This window comes from Rhodococcus sp. WB9, from assembly GCF_007558985.1.
Taxonomy (GTDB): domain Bacteria; phylum Actinomycetota; class Actinomycetes; order Mycobacteriales; family Mycobacteriaceae; genus Rhodococcus_F; species Rhodococcus_F opacus.
In genome coordinates this window covers 3519645-3535018 of record NZ_CP041769.1, presented here as the reverse complement: position 1 = coordinate 3535018, position 15374 = coordinate 3519645, and the positions used below count along the sequence as shown (strand labels likewise).

The following is a 15374-nucleotide window of genomic DNA, read 5'->3' as shown; positions in this document are numbered from 1 at the left end:
GCCCGTCACTTGTCGTCGGGTTCGTAGCCGCGGCGTGACGCCCCGGCCGTGTATTCGATGTTCAGTGTCTTCGCCTTCTCGGACGAGTTCAGTTGCCACGGAACGCTGGTGACCATCACACCCGGCTGGAACAGCAGGCGGCTCTTGAGCCGCAGCGCACTCTGGTTGTGCAGGATCTGCTCCCACCAGTGCCCCACCACGTACTCGGGGATGAACACGGTGACGACGTCCCGCGGCGAGTCCTTCCGGACGCGCCGCACGTAGTCGAGCACGGGTTTGGTGATCTCGCGGTACGGCGACTCGATCACCTTGAGCGGCACCGCGATGTCGGTCTTCTCCCACTGGCGCACGAGCGCCCGGGTGTCGGGTTCGTCGACGTTCACCGTGATCGCCTCGAGGGTGTCCGGCCGTGTGGCCCGGGCATAGGCGAGCGCGCGCATCGTCGGCATGTGCAGCTTGGAGACGAGGACGATGGAGTGAGTCCGGCTGGGCAGCACCCCGTCCCATTCCTGTTCCTCGAGCTCCCGCGCGACGCTGTCATAGTGCTTCCGGATCATCTTCATCACCACGAAGATGGCGACCATGGCCACGATCGCGATCCAGGCGCCTGCCGCGAACTTCGTGATGAGCACGATGATCAGGACGGCGCCGGTCATGGCGAGGCCGATGGAGTTGATCACCCGGGAGCGGTGCATCCGCCGGCGCTGAGCCGGGTCGTTCTCGGTCTTCAGGTGCCGGGTCCAGTGCCGGATCATGCCCGTCTGGCTCAGCACGAACGAGACGAACACGCCGACGATGTACAGCTGGATCAGCTTGGTCACCTCGGCGCCGAACAGGACGACGAACGCGATCGCCGCCCCCGACAGGAACAGGATGCCGTTGCTGAACGCCAGGCGGTCGCCGCGGGTGTGCAACTGCCGGGGCAGGTAGCGGTCCTGCGCGAGGATCGAGCCGAGCACGGGGAACCCGTTGAAGGCCGTGTTGGCGGCGAGCACGAGGATCAGGGCCGTCACGATCGCGATGAAATAGAAACCGATGGGGAAACCACCGAACACCGTCTCCGCGATCTGCGCGATCAGAGTCTTCTGGTGATACCCGGCGGGGGCGCCGATCAGCTGTTCGGCCGGGCTGTGCGCATACACGATCCCGATCTTCTGGGCCAGGATGATGATGCCCATCAGCAGCACGACGGCAATCGATCCCAGCAGCAGCAGCGTGGTGGCCGCGTTGCGGGACTTGGGCTTCTGGAAGGCGGGAACACCGTTACTGATCGCCTCCACACCGGTCAGTGCCGCACAGCCGGAGGAGAAGGCCCGCGCGATCAGGAACGCGAACGCGATCCCGTACAGGTGGGAGTCCTCGGCCTCGAGTTCGAATCCGGACGATTCGGCGCGCAGGTCGTCGCCGAGGACGAAGATCTGGAAGAACCCCCACAGCAGCATCAGGGCCATGCCGGCGATGAACGCGTATGTCGGGATCGCGAAGGCGGCACCGGATTCACGGATGCCACGCAGGTTGATGGCAGTCAGCAGCACGATGGCCGCGACCGCGAACAGCACCTTGTGCTGGGCCACGAACGGCACCGCCGAACCGATGTTGGACGCGGCCGACGAGATGGAGACCGCGACCGTGAGGACGTAGTCCACCAGCAGGGCGCTGCCCACGGTCAGACCCGCGTTGGGACCGAGATTGACGGTCGCGACTTCGTAGTCGCCGCCGCCCGACGGGTAGGCGTGCACGTTCTGCCGGTAACTGGCGACCACCACCGCCATCACCGCGGCGACGGCAAGTCCGATCCAGGGGGTGTAGGCGTAGGCGGAGATGCCCGCCACCGACAGCACCAGGAAGATTTCCTCGGGTGCGTAGGCCACCGACGACATCGCATCGGAGGCGAAGACCGGGAGGGCGATCCTCTTGGGAAGCAGCGTGTGCCCGAGCTTGTCGCTCCGGAAGGGTCTGCCTAGCAGTAGCCGCTTTGTGGCGGTCGAGAGCTTTGACACTGCCAAAGCGTAAGCCGTCCGCAGAAAACCTGGACCCTCACCCACCAATGTGTCCGGATTGCGATCTCTGTCTCGGTTGCTCTTCCGCCTGGGCACTGTACGGTTCGATTCGGTACGCACGTACTCGAGACGTGACGCCAGAGCCCATGAACGGAGTACAAGGTGTATGTGGTCATCATGGGATGCGGCCGGGTCGGCTCATCCCTCGCTGGCTCGCTGACCCGGATCGGCCACGAGGTCGCGGTCATCGATCGCGACCCTGCCGCATTCCTACGTCTCGAACCCGACTTCCCCGGACGCACCGTCGTCGGCATGGGATTCGACCGTGACGTGCTGGTCAAGTCCGGTATCGAGCGCGCGGAGGCATTCGCCGCCGTGTCGTCCGGAGACAACTCCAACATCATTTCCGCACGCGTGGCCCGGGAAACGTTCGGCGTGGAGCGCGTGGTCGCCCGGATCTACGACGCCAAGCGTGCCGCCGTGTACGAGCGGCTCGGGATCCCCACCGTCGCCACCGTCCCGTGGTCGACGGACCGCTTCCTGCACACCCTCACCCGCGACAGCCAGACCGCCAAGTGGCGCGATCCGTCCGGGACCGTCGCGGTCACCGAGTTGTCCCTGCACGAGGATTGGATCGGCAGGCCCGTCGCCGAACTCGAGGCGGCGACGAATTCGCGTGTCGCGTTCATCATCCGCTTCGGCACCGGCGTCCTTCCCGACCGCAAGACGGTCTTCCAGGCCGACGACCAGGTGTACATCGCGGCCGTGTCGGGAACGGTGGCCGAGGCCGTCGCGCTCGCGGGCAATCCCCCGCCTTCGGACGACTGAGACGGCAGTGAGAATGTTCACGATCGACCACCCGAACGGAAGCAATCGATGAGAGTCGCAATCGCAGGAGCCGGCGCAGTCGGACGCTCGATCGCGCGCGAACTGGTCCGCAGCGAACACGACGTCATGCTGATCGAACGCAAGCTCGAGCACGTCGAGCAGGAGTCGGTGCCCGAGGCGACCTGGGTCCACGCCGACGCGTGCGAGCTGAGCAGCCTCGAAACGGCGTCCCTCGAAACCTACGAGGTGGTGATCGCGGCCACCGGTGACGACAAGGCCAACCTGGTCCTCAGCCTCCTCGCGAAGACCGAGTTCGGGGTCAGTCGAGTGGTGGCCCGCGTCAACGATCCCCGCAACGAGTGGTTGTTCGACGAGTCGTGGGGAGTCGACGTCGCCGTCTCCACCCCCCGGATGCTCGCCTCGCTGGTGGAGGAGGCGGTGTCGGTCGGCGATCTCGTGCGGCTGATGACGCTGCGCCAGGGGCAAGCCAACCTCGTCGAGGTCACGCTGCCCGACAACACCCCGCTCGCCGGGAAACCCGTCCGCAAGCTGCAATTGCCCCGCGACGCCGCCCTGGTCACCATCCTCCGCGGCGGACGGGTCATCGTGCCGCAGCAGGACGATCCGCTCGAGGGCGGCGACGAACTGCTGTTCGTCGCGTCCGTGGACGTCGAGGACGACCTTCGAGCGGCCGTCGGGCTCTCCTGACCCGGCGGGGACCGATCGACACCCGGGAGGATCCGTTGAGTACCACCGCAACACCCGAGAGCACAGTCGTCACCGACAGCCCGCAGCAGAGCCGGTACGAGATCCACGCCGACGGTGAACTCGCGGGAATCGAGCAGTACGAAGTCGACGGGGACGTACGCGTTTTCGTTCACACCGAGATCTATCCGCGGTACGAGGGACTCGGACTCGCCCGGACGCTCGTGAGTGCGGCTCTGGACGATCTGCGCCGCCGTGGACTGCGGGTGCGCCCGGTGTGCCCGTACGTCGTGAAATTCGTGTCGAAGCATCCCGAGTACCAGGACCTCGTGGCCTGATCGGTTCGGCGACTTCGTCTCCGGCACAACCGGTCAGCACCCCCGCTGTCCCCTTACGAGGGGCGCCGAGCTCAGGTGCGGCCGGGCTCGTCCCGGGGGCCGCCTGCTTCCGTGTCGTCCGTCGGTTCGCCGACCTCGTCCGAGGGTCCCGGTTCGACGATCCGGTCAGCCCGGCGCACAGCCCAGATCGTCACCAGGAGCGCCAATCCCGCCAACGGCCAGCCCATCGCGATGCGCGCGAACGCGAGCCACCCGGTCTGGTCCGAATCGTAAAGTTGCGACTGCACGAGGTAGCGGGCCGCGAACACCAGCGCCCAGGCGCCAGTGGCCACGTCGTAGGCCCGTACCGCGCCACGATGGCGCCGCCAGAGGTTGCCGTGGCCGTTGAGGAATCCCCAGATCAGGCCGACGAGCGGCCAGCGCACCAGAATCGAGAGCAGGAACACCGCTCCATACGCGAGGCTCGTGTAGATCCCGAACAGGAAGTATCCCTTGGCATCGCCCGTGCGGTAGGCGATGAACGCGGAGATGCCGACGCCGAAGAACCCGGACACCGCGGGCTGGATGGGGCTGTGGCGGACGAGGCGCCAGACGAGAATGGCGACGGCGACACCGAGGGCCGCCCAGATCGCCGGACCCAGGCCCCACACACCGTTGACCGGAACGAAGACCAGGATGGGCAGGGTCGAATAGATCAGCCCGCTGATCCCACCGAGCTGTTCGAGTATGGATTGCTGCTTCGTTTCGGTCACTCAACGAGAGTGCCACATGGGGCGGACCCTACGATTCGCCGCGCAACTCGTAATACGGGTTGAAGATCACCTTCTGGCCGTCGCGTTCGCCGACACGTCCACGAACCAGCAGAGTCTTGCCCGGCTCGATACCCGGAATCCTCCGCCGGCCGATCCACACCAACTTGATCTGTTCCGTGCCGTCGAAGAATTCGGCTTCGATGCTGGCGTTCCCGGACTTCGGACAGGCTTCGACACTACGGAGCCGTCCCAGCATGGTGACCTCTTCGCCGCGGCTGCAGTCGCAGGCACGTTGTGCGCCGGACGCCTGCGACGTCTCGGCCATTTCCTCGGCGTCCAGCTGCTCGAGGTCCTCGGTGAGCCTGCGAGTCAGCCGACGAAAATATCCTGCCGTGGCGGGTGCCATTGCGCGCTCCTGGAGCATGTGCGACGCGAGATCTTCGCGCCGCTCGTAGGGCTGTGTATTCGCCACTGTAGACCCATTGGTTCCCGGCAACCACACCACCGGAGGCGCACCGTGAGGGACGAGGCAGGATCGTCACATGCCCTCTGATGACCGTCCGTCCGTGGCCGTTGTGCTCCCGGGTACGGGATCCGACGCGGACTTCGTGGCCCGCGCCTTCACCGAGCCCCTGACCTGCCGTGGAGTGCGCACGGCCGCAGTCGAACCCGACCCCCGGCGAGTCGTCGGAAGCTACGTCGACGCGCTCGACGCCGCGGCCGCGCGGCACGGGCGCATCCTCGTCGGAGGGGTCTCCATCGGAGCCGCCGTGGCACTGCAGTGGGCAGGATCACACCCGGATCGCGTCGCGGGCGTCCTCGCGGCACTGCCCGCGTGGACCGGGACCGCCGCGGACGCTCCCGCCGCCGCCAGCGCCCGGTTCACCGCGGCCCGGCTGCGGGCGGACGGCCTCGAACAGGTCACTGCCGAGATGATCGTCTCCAGCCCGCCCTGGCTGGGCCGGGAACTGGCGAAATCGTGGCGATCGCAGTGGCCGCACCTTCCCGCCGCACTGGACGAGGCGTCCCAGTACCACGCCCCCGGTGTCGGCGACCTCGAGCGCATCACGGTGCCGGTGGGGATCGCCGCCGCCACCGACGACGCCGTGCATCCCCTCGAGGTCGCCCGCGAGTGGTCCGAACGACTACCGCACGCGGGCCTCGTCACGATGTCGCTGGACGAGATCGGCGCCGACCCGGCGATTCTCGGCTACGCCAGTCTCGATGCACTCGACTCGGTCCTGCACAGGACCTGAGCGTCGAATCTCCGGGACCGGGATCAGCGACCGAGTTGCTGCATCGCCGAACCCGATTCGCCGCGACGCTGCTGCGGCTGCGGCGGTGCCTCCGCGGGGGGCGCCTGCTGCTCGCCCTGCGGACCCGCCGGAGCCGGCTGCGGCGCGGGCTGCTGCGGAGCGGCACCCTGCTGCTGCGCCAGCTGCTGCTGGTGAGCGGCGGCCAGCTGCTGGGCGAGGGCCTCGGGCAGGACCACCGGCAGCGGCGTCCGCACCGGGTTCGGCTCGTTGCCCCGCTTCACGACGGTGTCGCGCAGGATCGCCCTGGCGGTCGCGACGAGCTCCGAGTCGGCCGCGTTGCCACCGCTCGGTCCCGCGACCACGCAGCGCACCATCCACCGGTAGCCATCGACGCCGATGAAGCGCAGGTCGGCGTTCGGGGTGACGGCGAAGACCTCGCGTCCCCACGGTCCGCTCTCGACGCTCACCGTCGCGTTGTCGTTGCGCAGCGATTCTGCGAGGTCGCCCGCGACTTCCCGCCACTGGCCCGGAGACTTCGGGGCGGCGTACGCGGCCACCGTGATGCGCCCGTGCTGGGTGACGAGATGCACGGCCTGCGGCGACCCGTCAGGCGCCATCTCGACCTGCAACTGGGCGCCCTGCGGCATCGGGACGAGTACGGAACCGAGGTCGAGGCGGGTTCCCACCTCACCGACGGTGAGGTCGGCGCCCGACTCGAGGTCGTCGGCGTCGTACGGACCGCCGTCCACCTCGGTCACGGCGTCGTAGTCGTCCTCGTAGTCCGCGTCGGCGTCGCCGGCCTCGGCGTCCGTCTCGGCGTCCTCGAAGAAACCGGGCCGGTCGTCCTCGGCTTCCTTCTTCTTACGACGTCCGAACATGATCAGGCTCCTTCACTGGCATTGCCGACGAGGCTCGCGTGGCCTCCGCTCGACCCGTGTCCGTCACTGCCGCGGGTGGTGCCGTCGAGCGACGGGACCTCGACGAACGACACCAGTTCGACCCGCTGGACGAGCAGTTGGGCGATCCGGTCGCCCCGGCGGATCTCGATCGGGGTCTCGAGGTCGTGATTGATCAGGCACACCTTGATCTCGCCGCGGTACCCGGCATCGATGGTGCCGGGGGTGTTGACCACCGACAGACCCGATTTTGCGGCCAGCCCGGAGCGGGGATGGATCAGCCCGACCGTGCCCAGCGGCAGCGCGATCGCAACGCCGGTTCCGACGAGGACGCGGCGCCCCGGCTCGATGGTCACATCGATGGTGCTGCACAGGTCGACACCGGCGTCGCCGTCGTGCGCACGCTGCGGTACCGGAATGTCGGGGTCCAGCCGCTGGAGGGCGACGGGCGGAAGGGCGGGGGTCGCGGCGGGAGAAAGGCCGGGAGATAGGTCGCTCACGTGCACCGAGCCTACTCTCAGACACCGACTATCCTGGTCGGGTGTCACAAACGTCCCGGCCCGAAGTCGCGCCCACCGATAACACCTCGCCCGTGCTGTACTCCGAGCGCCTGTGGGTGCCCGTCTGGTGGTGGGCAGTGGGCTTGTTCGTCGCCGGTCTGCTCGCCGCGGAGGTGCACATGGGTGCGCCGGGTCTGCGCGCCTGGCTGCCGTACGTACTTCTGCTTCCCCTGCCCGTGTGGGGACTCGTCTGGCTCAGCCGACTCCGCGTCGAGGTCGTCGAGGAACCGAACGGTGTCCACCTGCGGGTCGGCCAGGCGCATCTGCCGCTGGACGTCATCGCGCGGGTCGCCGAAGTGCCCGGTTCGGCGAAGAGCGCGGCTCTCGGTCGCCAGCTCGACCCCGCCGCGTTCGTGCAACACCGGGTGTGGGTCAAGCCGATGGCACTGATCGTGCTCGACGACCCCGAGGACCCGACCCCCTACTGGTTGATCAGTACACGACGGCCGGCCGAGCTGCTGGCCGCCGTCAACCGTGCCCGCCCGCAGGCGGACGGAGACTGATCGGACGGTGGCCTCCCACCGTCCGCCTCTCGTACTCGCCGCCGCTCAGGCCGCGCAGTCCCTGCACACCAGCACTCCGCCCGCGTCGCTGGCGAGCCGGCTGCGGTGGTGCACCAGGAAACAGCTCGAACACGTGAATTCGTCGGCCTGCTTCGGCACGACCCGCACCGAGAGCTCTTCACCGGACAGATCCGCGCCGGGCAGTTCGAACGATTCCGCGGTGTCGGACTCGTCGACGTCGACAACAGCCGACTGAGCCTCGTTGCGTCGCGCCTTCAGTTCCTCCAGTGAATCCTCCGAAACCTCGTCGGACTCTGTTCGCCGCGGTGCGTCGTAGTCAGTTGCCATGTCGCCTTCCCCTCATCCTCTTCGGTGTATCCCGGCCCGTGCGGTACGTCGAACCGATTGTTGGTCGACCGCCCACACGAAAACCGCCTCGGCGCAGATCACACCCCGCGGCTGCACAACGCTGCAGCGAATGGGTTCGTGCCCGGAACCAGGCCCCGGAAACATGATCTACGCCTCTTTTGTCATCTTCTGCCGACCCTCGTTCTGCACGCTTTGAACGACTGGGGCCGCCAGACAGTAGCCGAAGGAAGTACAAAAGTCGTAACCGAATCGACCGATCGCGCAAATTGTCTGCTAATCGTCACCAACACCACAGCAAGCTGTGACATTCCACAACGGGGACGGGTTCGGGGTTATGACGTGCCAGGGATCTAAGGTAGGTGCCGAACCTGCGCCACGACGTGTGGCCGGGCCCTGTATCGGTGCGCTGCACGGGTGCAACGTACGAAGCGCAGTTCGTAGGAGAGGTCGAGGCACACTGTGGTTTCACTGATCACCGAAGGCAGCCCGCTCGACGACAAGGGTCGTCCGTTCCGGCGGCGGCGGGCGATGCCGATCCTCGTGGTGTTCGCGGTCCTCGCCCTGCTCGGCGCCGTCGTGTGGATCGGCGTCCTCGGCGACGACGAGGATCTGGCCACCACGGTCGACTGCAACCCTCCCCAGCCCGCCGCGCAACCCGTCGACCCCGCCGCCCCGCCGCAGCAGGCACTGGGTGAGAAGGTCGACGGTTCGACCCTGCGGGACGTGGAGCCTGCCGCGCTGTCGGCCACGAAGGTCCGCGTGTTCAACGCCAACGGCGAACACGGCCAGGCGGCGCAGGTGGCCGCACAGCTCAGCGACTACGGGTTCGCGAGCGCGCCCGACGTCCAAGCGGGCAACGACCCGGTCTACGTCGACCAGAACATGCAGTGCCAGGGGCAGCTGCGATTCGGACCCAACGGCGCCGCCGCCGCGAGCGCACTCTGGCTGGTGGCCCCATGTGCCGAACTCATCCAGGACACCCGCACCGACGACACGGTCGACCTCGCGCTCGGCACCTACTTCCGCAAGATCTCGCCGAACACCGACGCCGAAGAGGTCCTGCGGTCCCTGAAGGATCCGCCGCCCGGAAGCCAGCCCGCCCCCCTCGACATCGACCTGTTGAAGGCGGCGCGCACCGCCCGCTGCTGACCGGCGGTCACCGTTCCGGGATCGGGGCGTCCACCCCGATCCCGGCGAACAGCGCGTCCAGGGCGTCGGCGATGCCGGGGGCCGCGGCCACCACCACTTCGCCGTCCGCGCTCGACGTCTGCGGGGAAGGGATGCGTACACGGGCCCCCGCCTCGGTCGCGATCAGCGACCCCGCGGCCCAGTCCCACGGGCTCAGCCCGTGTTCGAAATGAGCGTCGACACGACCGGCCGCAACCATGCACAGATCAAGGGCCGCCGAACCGATCCGGCGGATGTCGCGCACCCTCGGCAGGATGTCCGCGATGAGGGCGCCCTGTGCCTTGCGCCGCGCCGCGCCGTACCCGAATCCGGTGGCGAGCAACGCCATCGACACGTCGGTGACCGGGTTGCACCGGAGGTCGCTCACCCGCCCGTCCGCGTCGGTGAGGGTCGCCCCGCCGCCACGTGCCGCCGCGTAGGTCGATCGGGCCGCCACGTCTACCACGGCCCCGGCGACGGACACGCCGTCGATCTGAGCGGCCACGGAGACCGCGTACGCGGGGACGCCGTACAGAAAGTTCACGGTGCCGTCGATCGGATCCACGATCCACCGCACCTCGGCGACGGAATCCTCTTCTCCCCCACCTTCTTCGCCGAGGATCGCGTCGTCGGGGCGAAGCTCCGCGAGCCGGTCGCGGATGACCTGCTCGCTCTCGGTGTCGACCACCGTGACCGGGTCGGTCGGGGTGCTCTTCGACGCGACGGAATCGCCGGATCCCGCTCGCTTGCCGACGATTCCGAAGACCTCGGGCCGTCGCGCCCGGACGTGGGCGGCGGCCTCCTCGGCCACCGCCACGGCGACCTCGAGCAGTCGCCTGGGATCGGTGCCGACGTGGCCTGGTGCGGACTCTGAACTCTGGGGTGCATGCACCCACCCATCGGAACACACTTTCGCTGCCTCACACCACCGCTGACGTTTCGCACAGCTGGTGTCATCGCCCACCGAACACGCGCCGACACACTAGTGTGACGGGCAGCAGAACAGCGCCGGAGAACACGTCGTCGTCGACACGAAGGAGCACACGCCATGACCAAAACGGGGTTCGGTGTCGACGTCGGAGGCAGTGGCGTCAAGGGTGGCGTCGTCGATCTCGAGACGGGCCAGCTGGTCGGGGACCGGATCAAGCTCCTCACTCCCCAGCCGTCCACCCCGGAAGCGGTCGCGGAGACCGTCGCCGAGATCATCCGCCAGGCGGAATGGGACGGACCGGTCGGTATCACGCTGCCGAGCGTCGTCACCGGCGGTGTGGCGCGATCGGCCGCCAACATCGACAAGAAGTGGATCGGGACGGACGCCCGCGCGCTGTTCTCCGACGCACTCGGCGGCCGGCTCGTCACCGTCCTCAACGACGCGGATGCGGCGGGGATAGCGGAGGACGCGCTCGGCGCCGGCAAAGACGCGAAGGGCGTCGTCATCCTCCTCACGTTCGGCACAGGCATCGGCTCGGCGATCCTCCACGACGGCGTCCTGCTTCCCAACACCGAGTTCGGGCACATGGAGGTGGACGGCAAGGAAGCCGAGCGCCGGGCGGCGTCCTCGGTCAAGGAGAAGAAGGATCTGTCGTACAAGGAATGGGCCGGCGAGGTGAGCCGTGTCCTCACCCGGTTCGAGAACCTCCTGTGGCCGGATCTGTTCATCGCCGGCGGCGGAATCAGCCGGAAGAACGAGAAGTGGATCCCGCATCTGACCAACAGGACACCCGTCGTACCTGCTGCGCTCCTGAATACGGCGGGCATCGTCGGTGCTGCGCTCGCAATGGAAACGGGCATCGCTCCGTAACTAATTCGGATGGGTCGTTACAATGGAAGAGCCCGGCTGCGCGCCGGCGAAACCAGTAGACCTCTCCGCCGGATGACCACTCTGGCGTGACGCCGCACGACACCGTCACGAAAGGGCGTACGTGGCAGCCACCGATACACGTCAGACTGCTGATTCGACTTCGGAGTCAGGACCGGAAGCACCAGTCGGAGCGGCAGCCACCGGCACTGCTCCGGCAGCCGAGGAAGCTCCCGCGAAGAAGCCGGCGGCCAAGAAGGCTCCCGCCAAGAAGGCAGCAGCGAAGAAGGCTCCCGCCAAGAAGGCGGCAGCGAAGAAGGCGGGCGGCAAGAAGGCCACGGCCGGTAAGGGCGCGGACGGCGAGGACGTCGACGAAGACTCCGCCGACATGGAGGACATCGACATCACCGAGGGCGACCTCGCCGAGGTCGAGTCCGACGTCGTCGAGGTCGTCGCAGTCGGCGAGGACGAGGAGACCGAGGAGCCGTCCGAGAAGGACAAGGCCTCCGGCGACTTCGTGTGGGACGAGGAGGAGTCCGAAGCGCTCCGCCAGGCCCGCAAGGACGCCGAACTGACCGCGTCCGCCGACTCGGTCCGCGCCTACCTGAAGCAGATCGGCAAGGTCGCCCTCCTCAACGCCGAAGAGGAGGTCGAGCTCGCCAAGCGGATCGAGGCCGGGCTCTACGCGACCCAGATCATGCAGGAGCTGTCCGATTCCGGAGAGAAGCTCCCCGCCGCCCAGCGCCGGGACATGAGCTGGATCTGCCGCGACGGCAACCGCGCCAAGAACCACCTCCTCGAGGCGAACCTCCGCCTCGTCGTGTCGCTGGCCAAGCGCTACACCGGCCGCGGCATGGCGTTCCTCGACCTGATCCAGGAAGGCAACCTGGGCCTCATCCGTGCCGTCGAGAAGTTCGACTACACCAAGGGCTACAAGTTCTCGACCTACGCCACGTGGTGGATCCGTCAGGCCATCACCCGCGCGATGGCCGACCAGGCCCGCACCATCCGCATCCCGGTGCACATGGTGGAGGTCATCAACAAACTCGGCCGCATCCAGCGTGAACTCCTGCAGGACCTGGGCCGTGAGCCCACTCCCGAAGAGCTCGCCAAGGAAATGGACATCACGCCCGAGAAGGTGCTGGAGATCCAGCAGTACGCTCGTGAGCCCATCTCCCTCGACCAGACGATCGGCGATGAGGGCGACAGCCAGCTCGGCGACTTCATCGAGGACTCCGAGGCCGTCGTGGCCGTCGACGCCGTGTCCTTCACCCTCCTGCAGGATCAGCTGCAGTCGGTGCTGGAGACGCTCTCCGAGCGTGAAGCGGGCGTCGTGCGCCTGCGCTTCGGCCTGACTGACGGACAGCCCCGCACCCTCGACGAGATCGGACAGGTATACGGGGTCACGCGTGAGCGCATCCGTCAGATCGAGTCCAAGACCATGTCGAAGCTGCGCCACCCGTCCCGGTCGCAGGTGCTGCGCGACTACCTGGACTGACGAACACACCTCGATGCCCCCGGACTCCGAGCGAGTCCGGGGGCATCGTCGTGTGCGCCCGCGGCATCCGCCTACGGCCCGCTACGCGCTGGTGCGGACCCGGATCCAGGCCCCTGCCACCGGTTCGACCACCCGTGCCGCCACCGGGCCGATGACGGCCATCAGAAGGACATACGCGGTGGCGAGTGCCACGAGTTCGCTCTCCACCGCTCCGGCCGACAATGCCAGGCCTGCGATGACGATGGAGAACTCGCCGCGCGCGATCAGCGCGACCCCCGCCCGGGCCCGGCCCAGCCGCCCGACGCCCTGCTGTTTCGCCGCCCAGGCGCCGGTGACCATCTTCGTCAGCGCGGTGACGACGGCGAGCAGGACGGCCCAGCCGAGAACCGGTGGAATCGCCCGGGGGTCGGTGTTGAGTCCGAACACCACGAAGAACATCGCGGCGAACAGATCGCGGAGCGGTTCGAGGACGCGGCTCGCGTTGTGGGCGGTCGTTCCCGAGATCGCGATTCCCAGGAGGAACGCCCCCACGGCGGCCGAGACCTGCATCGCCGAGCTGATCCCCGCGACGAGGAGCGCGGCGCCGAGCAGTTTCAGGAGCAGCGTCTCGCTGTCCGGGCTGTCCAGCAGGGCGGACACGTAGCGGCCGTACCGCAGGGCGATCACGAGGACGACCGAGATGACGACGAGGGAGATACCCACCGCCTCGAGTCCACCGGCGAAACTGACCCCGGCGAGCAGAGCCGTCAGAATGGGCAGGTACACGGCCATCGCGAGATCCTCGAACACGAGAATCGAGAGCACGACCGGCGTTTCGCGGTTACCGAGCCGACCCAGGTCGCTCAGCACCTTCGCGATGATGCCCGACGACGAGATGTAGGTGACGCCGGCCATCACGACCGCGCCGGTGGGTCCCCACCCCAGCATCAGTGCTACGACCGCTCCGGGCACGGCGTTGAGGACGGCGTCCACGACCCCGGCCATCCACGACCGTCGCAACCCGGTGACGAGTTCCGACGCCGTGTATTCCAGCCCCAGCAGAAGCAGGAGAAGAACCACGCCGATCTCGGCCGCCAGGTGGCTGAACTCGCTGATGTCGCCGAGATTGACGAAGCCGCCGCTGCCGAAGCAGAGTCCGCCGAGGAGATAGAACGGGATCGGCGACATGCCGAACTGAGCTGCCAGACGGCCCAGCAATCCGAGCGCGAAGAACACCGCGCCCAATTCGATGAGCGCGAGCGTAGTGGTGTTCACGGGACCGTCAGCCGTTGGCCAGGAGCTTGGCTGACGCGTCCAGTCCGTCTGTGGTTCCGACGGCGACCAGGAGGTCGCCGGAGGTGAGCAGGAAATCGGGCTTCGGTGACGGGTACACCTGACCGGCCCGCATGACCGCGACGATCGAGACTCCGGTGCGGGTGCGCATCGCCGTGTCACCGAGCGGGCGGCCGTCGAACCGGGAGTCCTCCTTGATGTAGAGCTGCTTGGTGCGGATTCCGGGCAGGTCCCGGTGCTCCTCCTCCAGCTGCGCCACCAGTTGCGGTGCTCCCAGCAGGTTGCTGAGGACTGCCGCCTCCTCGGTGGTGAGCGGCACGGACGCAGCGCACGCATCGGGATCGTCGGCCTTCGAGACGATCAGATCGGTGCGACCGTCGCGGTGGGTGATGACACCGATGCGGCGACCGGCGGCGAGTTCGAAGTCCTTACGCACCCCGATACCCGGTAGTGGCGTCACTTCAACGTTCATGCCTCCACGGTAGACCGGTCGGTGTGACCAACCGCGGAAGGCTCGCGTCAGTGCCGGGCCGGGAACATTCCGTCGGCGTCGGGGCGGTAATCCTCGACCGCGGTGACCGCCGTGACGGGCAGCGTCCCGTACAGGTGTGGGAACAGCATCGACGCCGGATCCGCCGGCACGCCCGGCTCCCACCTCACCGGCGCACCGAGCGCGGCGGGGTCGAGCCTCAGCAGGACGAGGTCCGTACGCCCAGCGAACAACCTGTTGGCGGGCAGATGCACCTGGGCCGGCGTCGAGAGGTGCACGAAACCGTCCGCGGCGAACGTCGCGGGCACTCGACTGCCTTCGCGTTCCGCGGTGCGCCATTCCTCGCGACTGCAGATGTGGACCAGCTGGTCTTCGGATTTCACACGGTGAGACTAGCGTCACGCTTCGGAACGAATCAGCTGTCAGCGAACTCGGACCGCGCGGTCTGTTCACATCTGCGCTCGTCACGCCCCTGACTGGGCGTTTCCGGCGGGTTTCGTGTGTGATGCAACACTGAGAAACGCCGATGGGAACAACGCGTAAACCCCAAACGTCTGACAGAGTAGATCCACCGCGCCACCCCCGACGCGGCGGACCAAGGCCCCAGGCACTCGGCGTCAGTCGAAGCCAGTACGGAGGAGTCATGCCCGGAACACTGACCAGCCCCCCGTTGACCGCAGCCGACCGGTGCGACCGGTGCGGTGCGGGAGCCCGCGTTCGCGCGGTACTTCCGACCGGAGGAGAGTTGCTCTTCTGCGGTCACCACGCCAACGAGCACGCAGACCGCCTTCGCGAGATGAACGCCACGATCGTGTCCGAAGCCGAAGCTGCAATCTGATACGTCAGCCCGGGTGACCCGTCCCAGGCTCACCTATTCAGCGAAGAGACCGGCGAGTGCGATGCACTCGCCGGTCTCTCTTTACGTTCGCGTCACCGAGTGAC

At 67.6% G+C, this 15374-nt stretch carries 19 protein-coding genes; 9 read left to right on the top strand and 10 right to left on the bottom strand.

Going from position 1 to position 15374, the window contains the following annotated elements; translation table 11 throughout:
* Positions 1 to 5 precede the first annotated feature (5 nt).
* Complete coding sequence (locus tag FND50_RS16410; RefSeq protein ID WP_144286370.1) at positions 6 to 2000, bottom strand: APC family permease; 1995 nt, start codon at positions 1998 to 2000, stop codon at positions 6 to 8.
* A gap of 162 nt (positions 2001 to 2162) precedes the next feature.
* Here FND50_RS16410 and FND50_RS16405 point away from each other — a divergent pair, with 162 nt between their 5' ends.
* The 3 genes from FND50_RS16405 to FND50_RS16395 are packed head-to-tail and all read left to right on the top strand — an operon-like array spanning position 2163 to position 3871.
* Positions 2163 to 2828 (top strand): TrkA family potassium uptake protein, encoded by a 666-nt coding sequence (locus tag FND50_RS16405; protein WP_005263967.1) that lies wholly within the window; start codon positions 2163 to 2165, stop codon positions 2826 to 2828.
* 48 nt (positions 2829 to 2876) lie between these two features.
* Positions 2877 to 3536: a TrkA family potassium uptake protein gene (locus FND50_RS16400; protein WP_005240868.1), complete on the top strand. Its 660-nt coding sequence runs from the start codon at positions 2877 to 2879 to the stop codon at positions 3534 to 3536.
* A 35-nt stretch (positions 3537 to 3571) separates the two neighbouring features.
* A complete protein-coding gene (locus FND50_RS16395; RefSeq protein ID WP_005263965.1) occupies positions 3572 to 3871 on the top strand; it encodes a GNAT family N-acetyltransferase in 300 nt (99 codons plus the stop codon).
* A 71-nt stretch (positions 3872 to 3942) separates the two neighbouring features.
* Here the strand turns inward: FND50_RS16395 and FND50_RS16390 are convergent, their stop codons facing one another.
* Together FND50_RS16390 and FND50_RS16385 are read right to left on the bottom strand one after the other, a co-directional pair.
* The gene (locus FND50_RS16390; protein ID WP_005263964.1) at positions 3943 to 4623 is read right to left on the bottom strand and encodes a DUF3159 domain-containing protein; all 681 of its coding nucleotides are present in this window, start codon (positions 4621 to 4623) and stop codon (positions 3943 to 3945) included.
* A gap of 28 nt (positions 4624 to 4651) precedes the next feature.
* Positions 4652 to 5029 (bottom strand): OB-fold nucleic acid binding domain-containing protein, encoded by a 378-nt coding sequence (locus FND50_RS16385; RefSeq protein WP_005240856.1) that lies wholly within the window; start codon positions 5027 to 5029, stop codon positions 4652 to 4654.
* 136 nt (positions 5030 to 5165) lie between these two features.
* Between FND50_RS16385 and FND50_RS16380 the strand changes: the two genes are divergently transcribed.
* Complete coding sequence (locus tag FND50_RS16380) at positions 5166 to 5879, top strand: alpha/beta fold hydrolase (protein WP_144286369.1); 714 nt, start codon at positions 5166 to 5168, stop codon at positions 5877 to 5879.
* Between the two features lie 23 nt (positions 5880 to 5902).
* Here FND50_RS16380 and FND50_RS16375 read toward each other — a convergent pair whose 3' ends face one another.
* Both FND50_RS16375 and dut read right to left on the bottom strand, forming a co-directional pair.
* Positions 5903 to 6757, bottom strand: a complete 855-nt coding sequence (locus FND50_RS16375) for a DUF3710 domain-containing protein (RefSeq protein WP_144286368.1) — start codon at positions 6755 to 6757, stop codon at positions 5903 to 5905.
* 2 nt (positions 6758 to 6759) lie between these two features.
* Positions 6760 to 7281 (bottom strand): dUTP diphosphatase, encoded by a 522-nt coding sequence (dut, locus tag FND50_RS16370; protein WP_186301294.1) that lies wholly within the window; start codon positions 7279 to 7281, stop codon positions 6760 to 6762.
* An 86-nt stretch (positions 7282 to 7367) separates the two neighbouring features.
* Here dut and FND50_RS16365 point away from each other — a divergent pair, with 86 nt between their 5' ends.
* Entirely contained in the window at positions 7368 to 7838 is a 471-nt protein-coding gene (locus FND50_RS16365; RefSeq protein ID WP_005240851.1) for a DUF3093 domain-containing protein, read from the top strand.
* A gap of 45 nt (positions 7839 to 7883) precedes the next feature.
* Here the strand turns inward: FND50_RS16365 and FND50_RS16360 are convergent, their stop codons facing one another.
* On the bottom strand, positions 7884 to 8186 hold the full coding sequence (locus FND50_RS16360; protein ID WP_005240850.1) for a DUF4193 domain-containing protein: 303 nt from the start codon (positions 8184 to 8186) through the stop codon (positions 7884 to 7886).
* Between the two features lie 480 nt (positions 8187 to 8666).
* Between FND50_RS16360 and cei the strand changes: the two genes are divergently transcribed.
* Entirely contained in the window at positions 8667 to 9356 is a 690-nt protein-coding gene (gene cei, locus FND50_RS16355; protein WP_005240849.1) for an envelope integrity protein Cei, read from the top strand.
* Positions 9357 to 9363: 7 nt separating this feature from the next.
* Here cei and FND50_RS16350 read toward each other — a convergent pair whose 3' ends face one another.
* Positions 9364 to 10266, bottom strand: coding sequence for an inositol monophosphatase family protein (locus tag FND50_RS16350; protein ID WP_050998577.1), 903 nt, complete (start codon positions 10264 to 10266; stop codon positions 9364 to 9366).
* Positions 10267 to 10422: 156 nt separating this feature from the next.
* Between FND50_RS16350 and ppgK the strand changes: the two genes are divergently transcribed.
* Both ppgK and FND50_RS16340 read left to right on the top strand, forming a co-directional pair.
* Positions 10423 to 11175 (top strand): polyphosphate--glucose phosphotransferase, encoded by a 753-nt coding sequence (ppgK, locus tag FND50_RS16345; protein ID WP_144286366.1) that lies wholly within the window; start codon positions 10423 to 10425, stop codon positions 11173 to 11175.
* A gap of 121 nt (positions 11176 to 11296) precedes the next feature.
* The gene (locus FND50_RS16340) at positions 11297 to 12670 is read left to right on the top strand and encodes an RNA polymerase sigma factor (protein WP_005569767.1); all 1374 of its coding nucleotides are present in this window, start codon (positions 11297 to 11299) and stop codon (positions 12668 to 12670) included.
* An 81-nt stretch (positions 12671 to 12751) separates the two neighbouring features.
* Here FND50_RS16340 and FND50_RS16335 read toward each other — a convergent pair whose 3' ends face one another.
* Genes FND50_RS16335 through FND50_RS16325 form a run of 3 tightly spaced genes read right to left on the bottom strand, consistent with a single transcriptional unit; the run spans position 12752 to position 14815 of the window.
* On the bottom strand, positions 12752 to 13924 hold the full coding sequence (locus tag FND50_RS16335) for a cation:proton antiporter (RefSeq protein WP_144286365.1): 1173 nt from the start codon (positions 13922 to 13924) through the stop codon (positions 12752 to 12754).
* A gap of 7 nt (positions 13925 to 13931) precedes the next feature.
* Positions 13932 to 14414, bottom strand: a complete 483-nt coding sequence (locus FND50_RS16330; protein WP_005240833.1) for a cation:proton antiporter regulatory subunit — start codon at positions 14412 to 14414, stop codon at positions 13932 to 13934.
* A gap of 47 nt (positions 14415 to 14461) precedes the next feature.
* A complete protein-coding gene (locus tag FND50_RS16325; protein ID WP_005261097.1) occupies positions 14462 to 14815 on the bottom strand; it encodes a DUF952 domain-containing protein in 354 nt (117 codons plus the stop codon).
* A gap of 260 nt (positions 14816 to 15075) precedes the next feature.
* On the opposite strand from FND50_RS16325, the gene FND50_RS16320 reads away from it, so the two are divergent.
* Positions 15076 to 15270, top strand: a complete 195-nt coding sequence (locus FND50_RS16320) for a hypothetical protein (RefSeq protein ID WP_005240831.1) — start codon at positions 15076 to 15078, stop codon at positions 15268 to 15270.
* The last annotated feature ends 104 nt before the right edge of the window (positions 15271 to 15374 follow it).

Excerpts from the sequence above, each read along its gene's own strand:
- FND50_RS16400 (WP_005240868.1), top strand. The coding sequence starts at position 2,877 with ATGAGAGTCGCAATCGCAGGAGCCGGCGCAGTCGGACGCTCGATCGCG.
- FND50_RS16385 (WP_005240856.1), bottom strand. The coding sequence starts at position 5,029 with ATGGCACCCGCCACGGCAGGATATTTTCGTCGGCTGACTCGCAGGCTC.
- FND50_RS16330 (WP_005240833.1), bottom strand. The coding sequence starts at position 14,414 with ATGAACGTTGAAGTGACGCCACTACCGGGTATCGGGGTGCGTAAGGAC.
- FND50_RS16360 (WP_005240850.1), bottom strand. The coding sequence starts at position 8,186 with ATGGCAACTGACTACGACGCACCGCGGCGAACAGAGTCCGACGAGGTT.
- FND50_RS16380 (WP_144286369.1), top strand. The coding sequence starts at position 5,166 with ATGCCCTCTGATGACCGTCCGTCCGTGGCCGTTGTGCTCCCGGGTACG.
- FND50_RS16320 (WP_005240831.1), top strand. The coding sequence starts at position 15,076 with ATGCCCGGAACACTGACCAGCCCCCCGTTGACCGCAGCCGACCGGTGC.
- FND50_RS16375 (WP_144286368.1), bottom strand. The coding sequence starts at position 6,757 with ATGTTCGGACGTCGTAAGAAGAAGGAAGCCGAGGACGACCGGCCCGGT.
- ppgK (WP_144286366.1), top strand. The coding sequence starts at position 10,423 with ATGACCAAAACGGGGTTCGGTGTCGACGTCGGAGGCAGTGGCGTCAAG.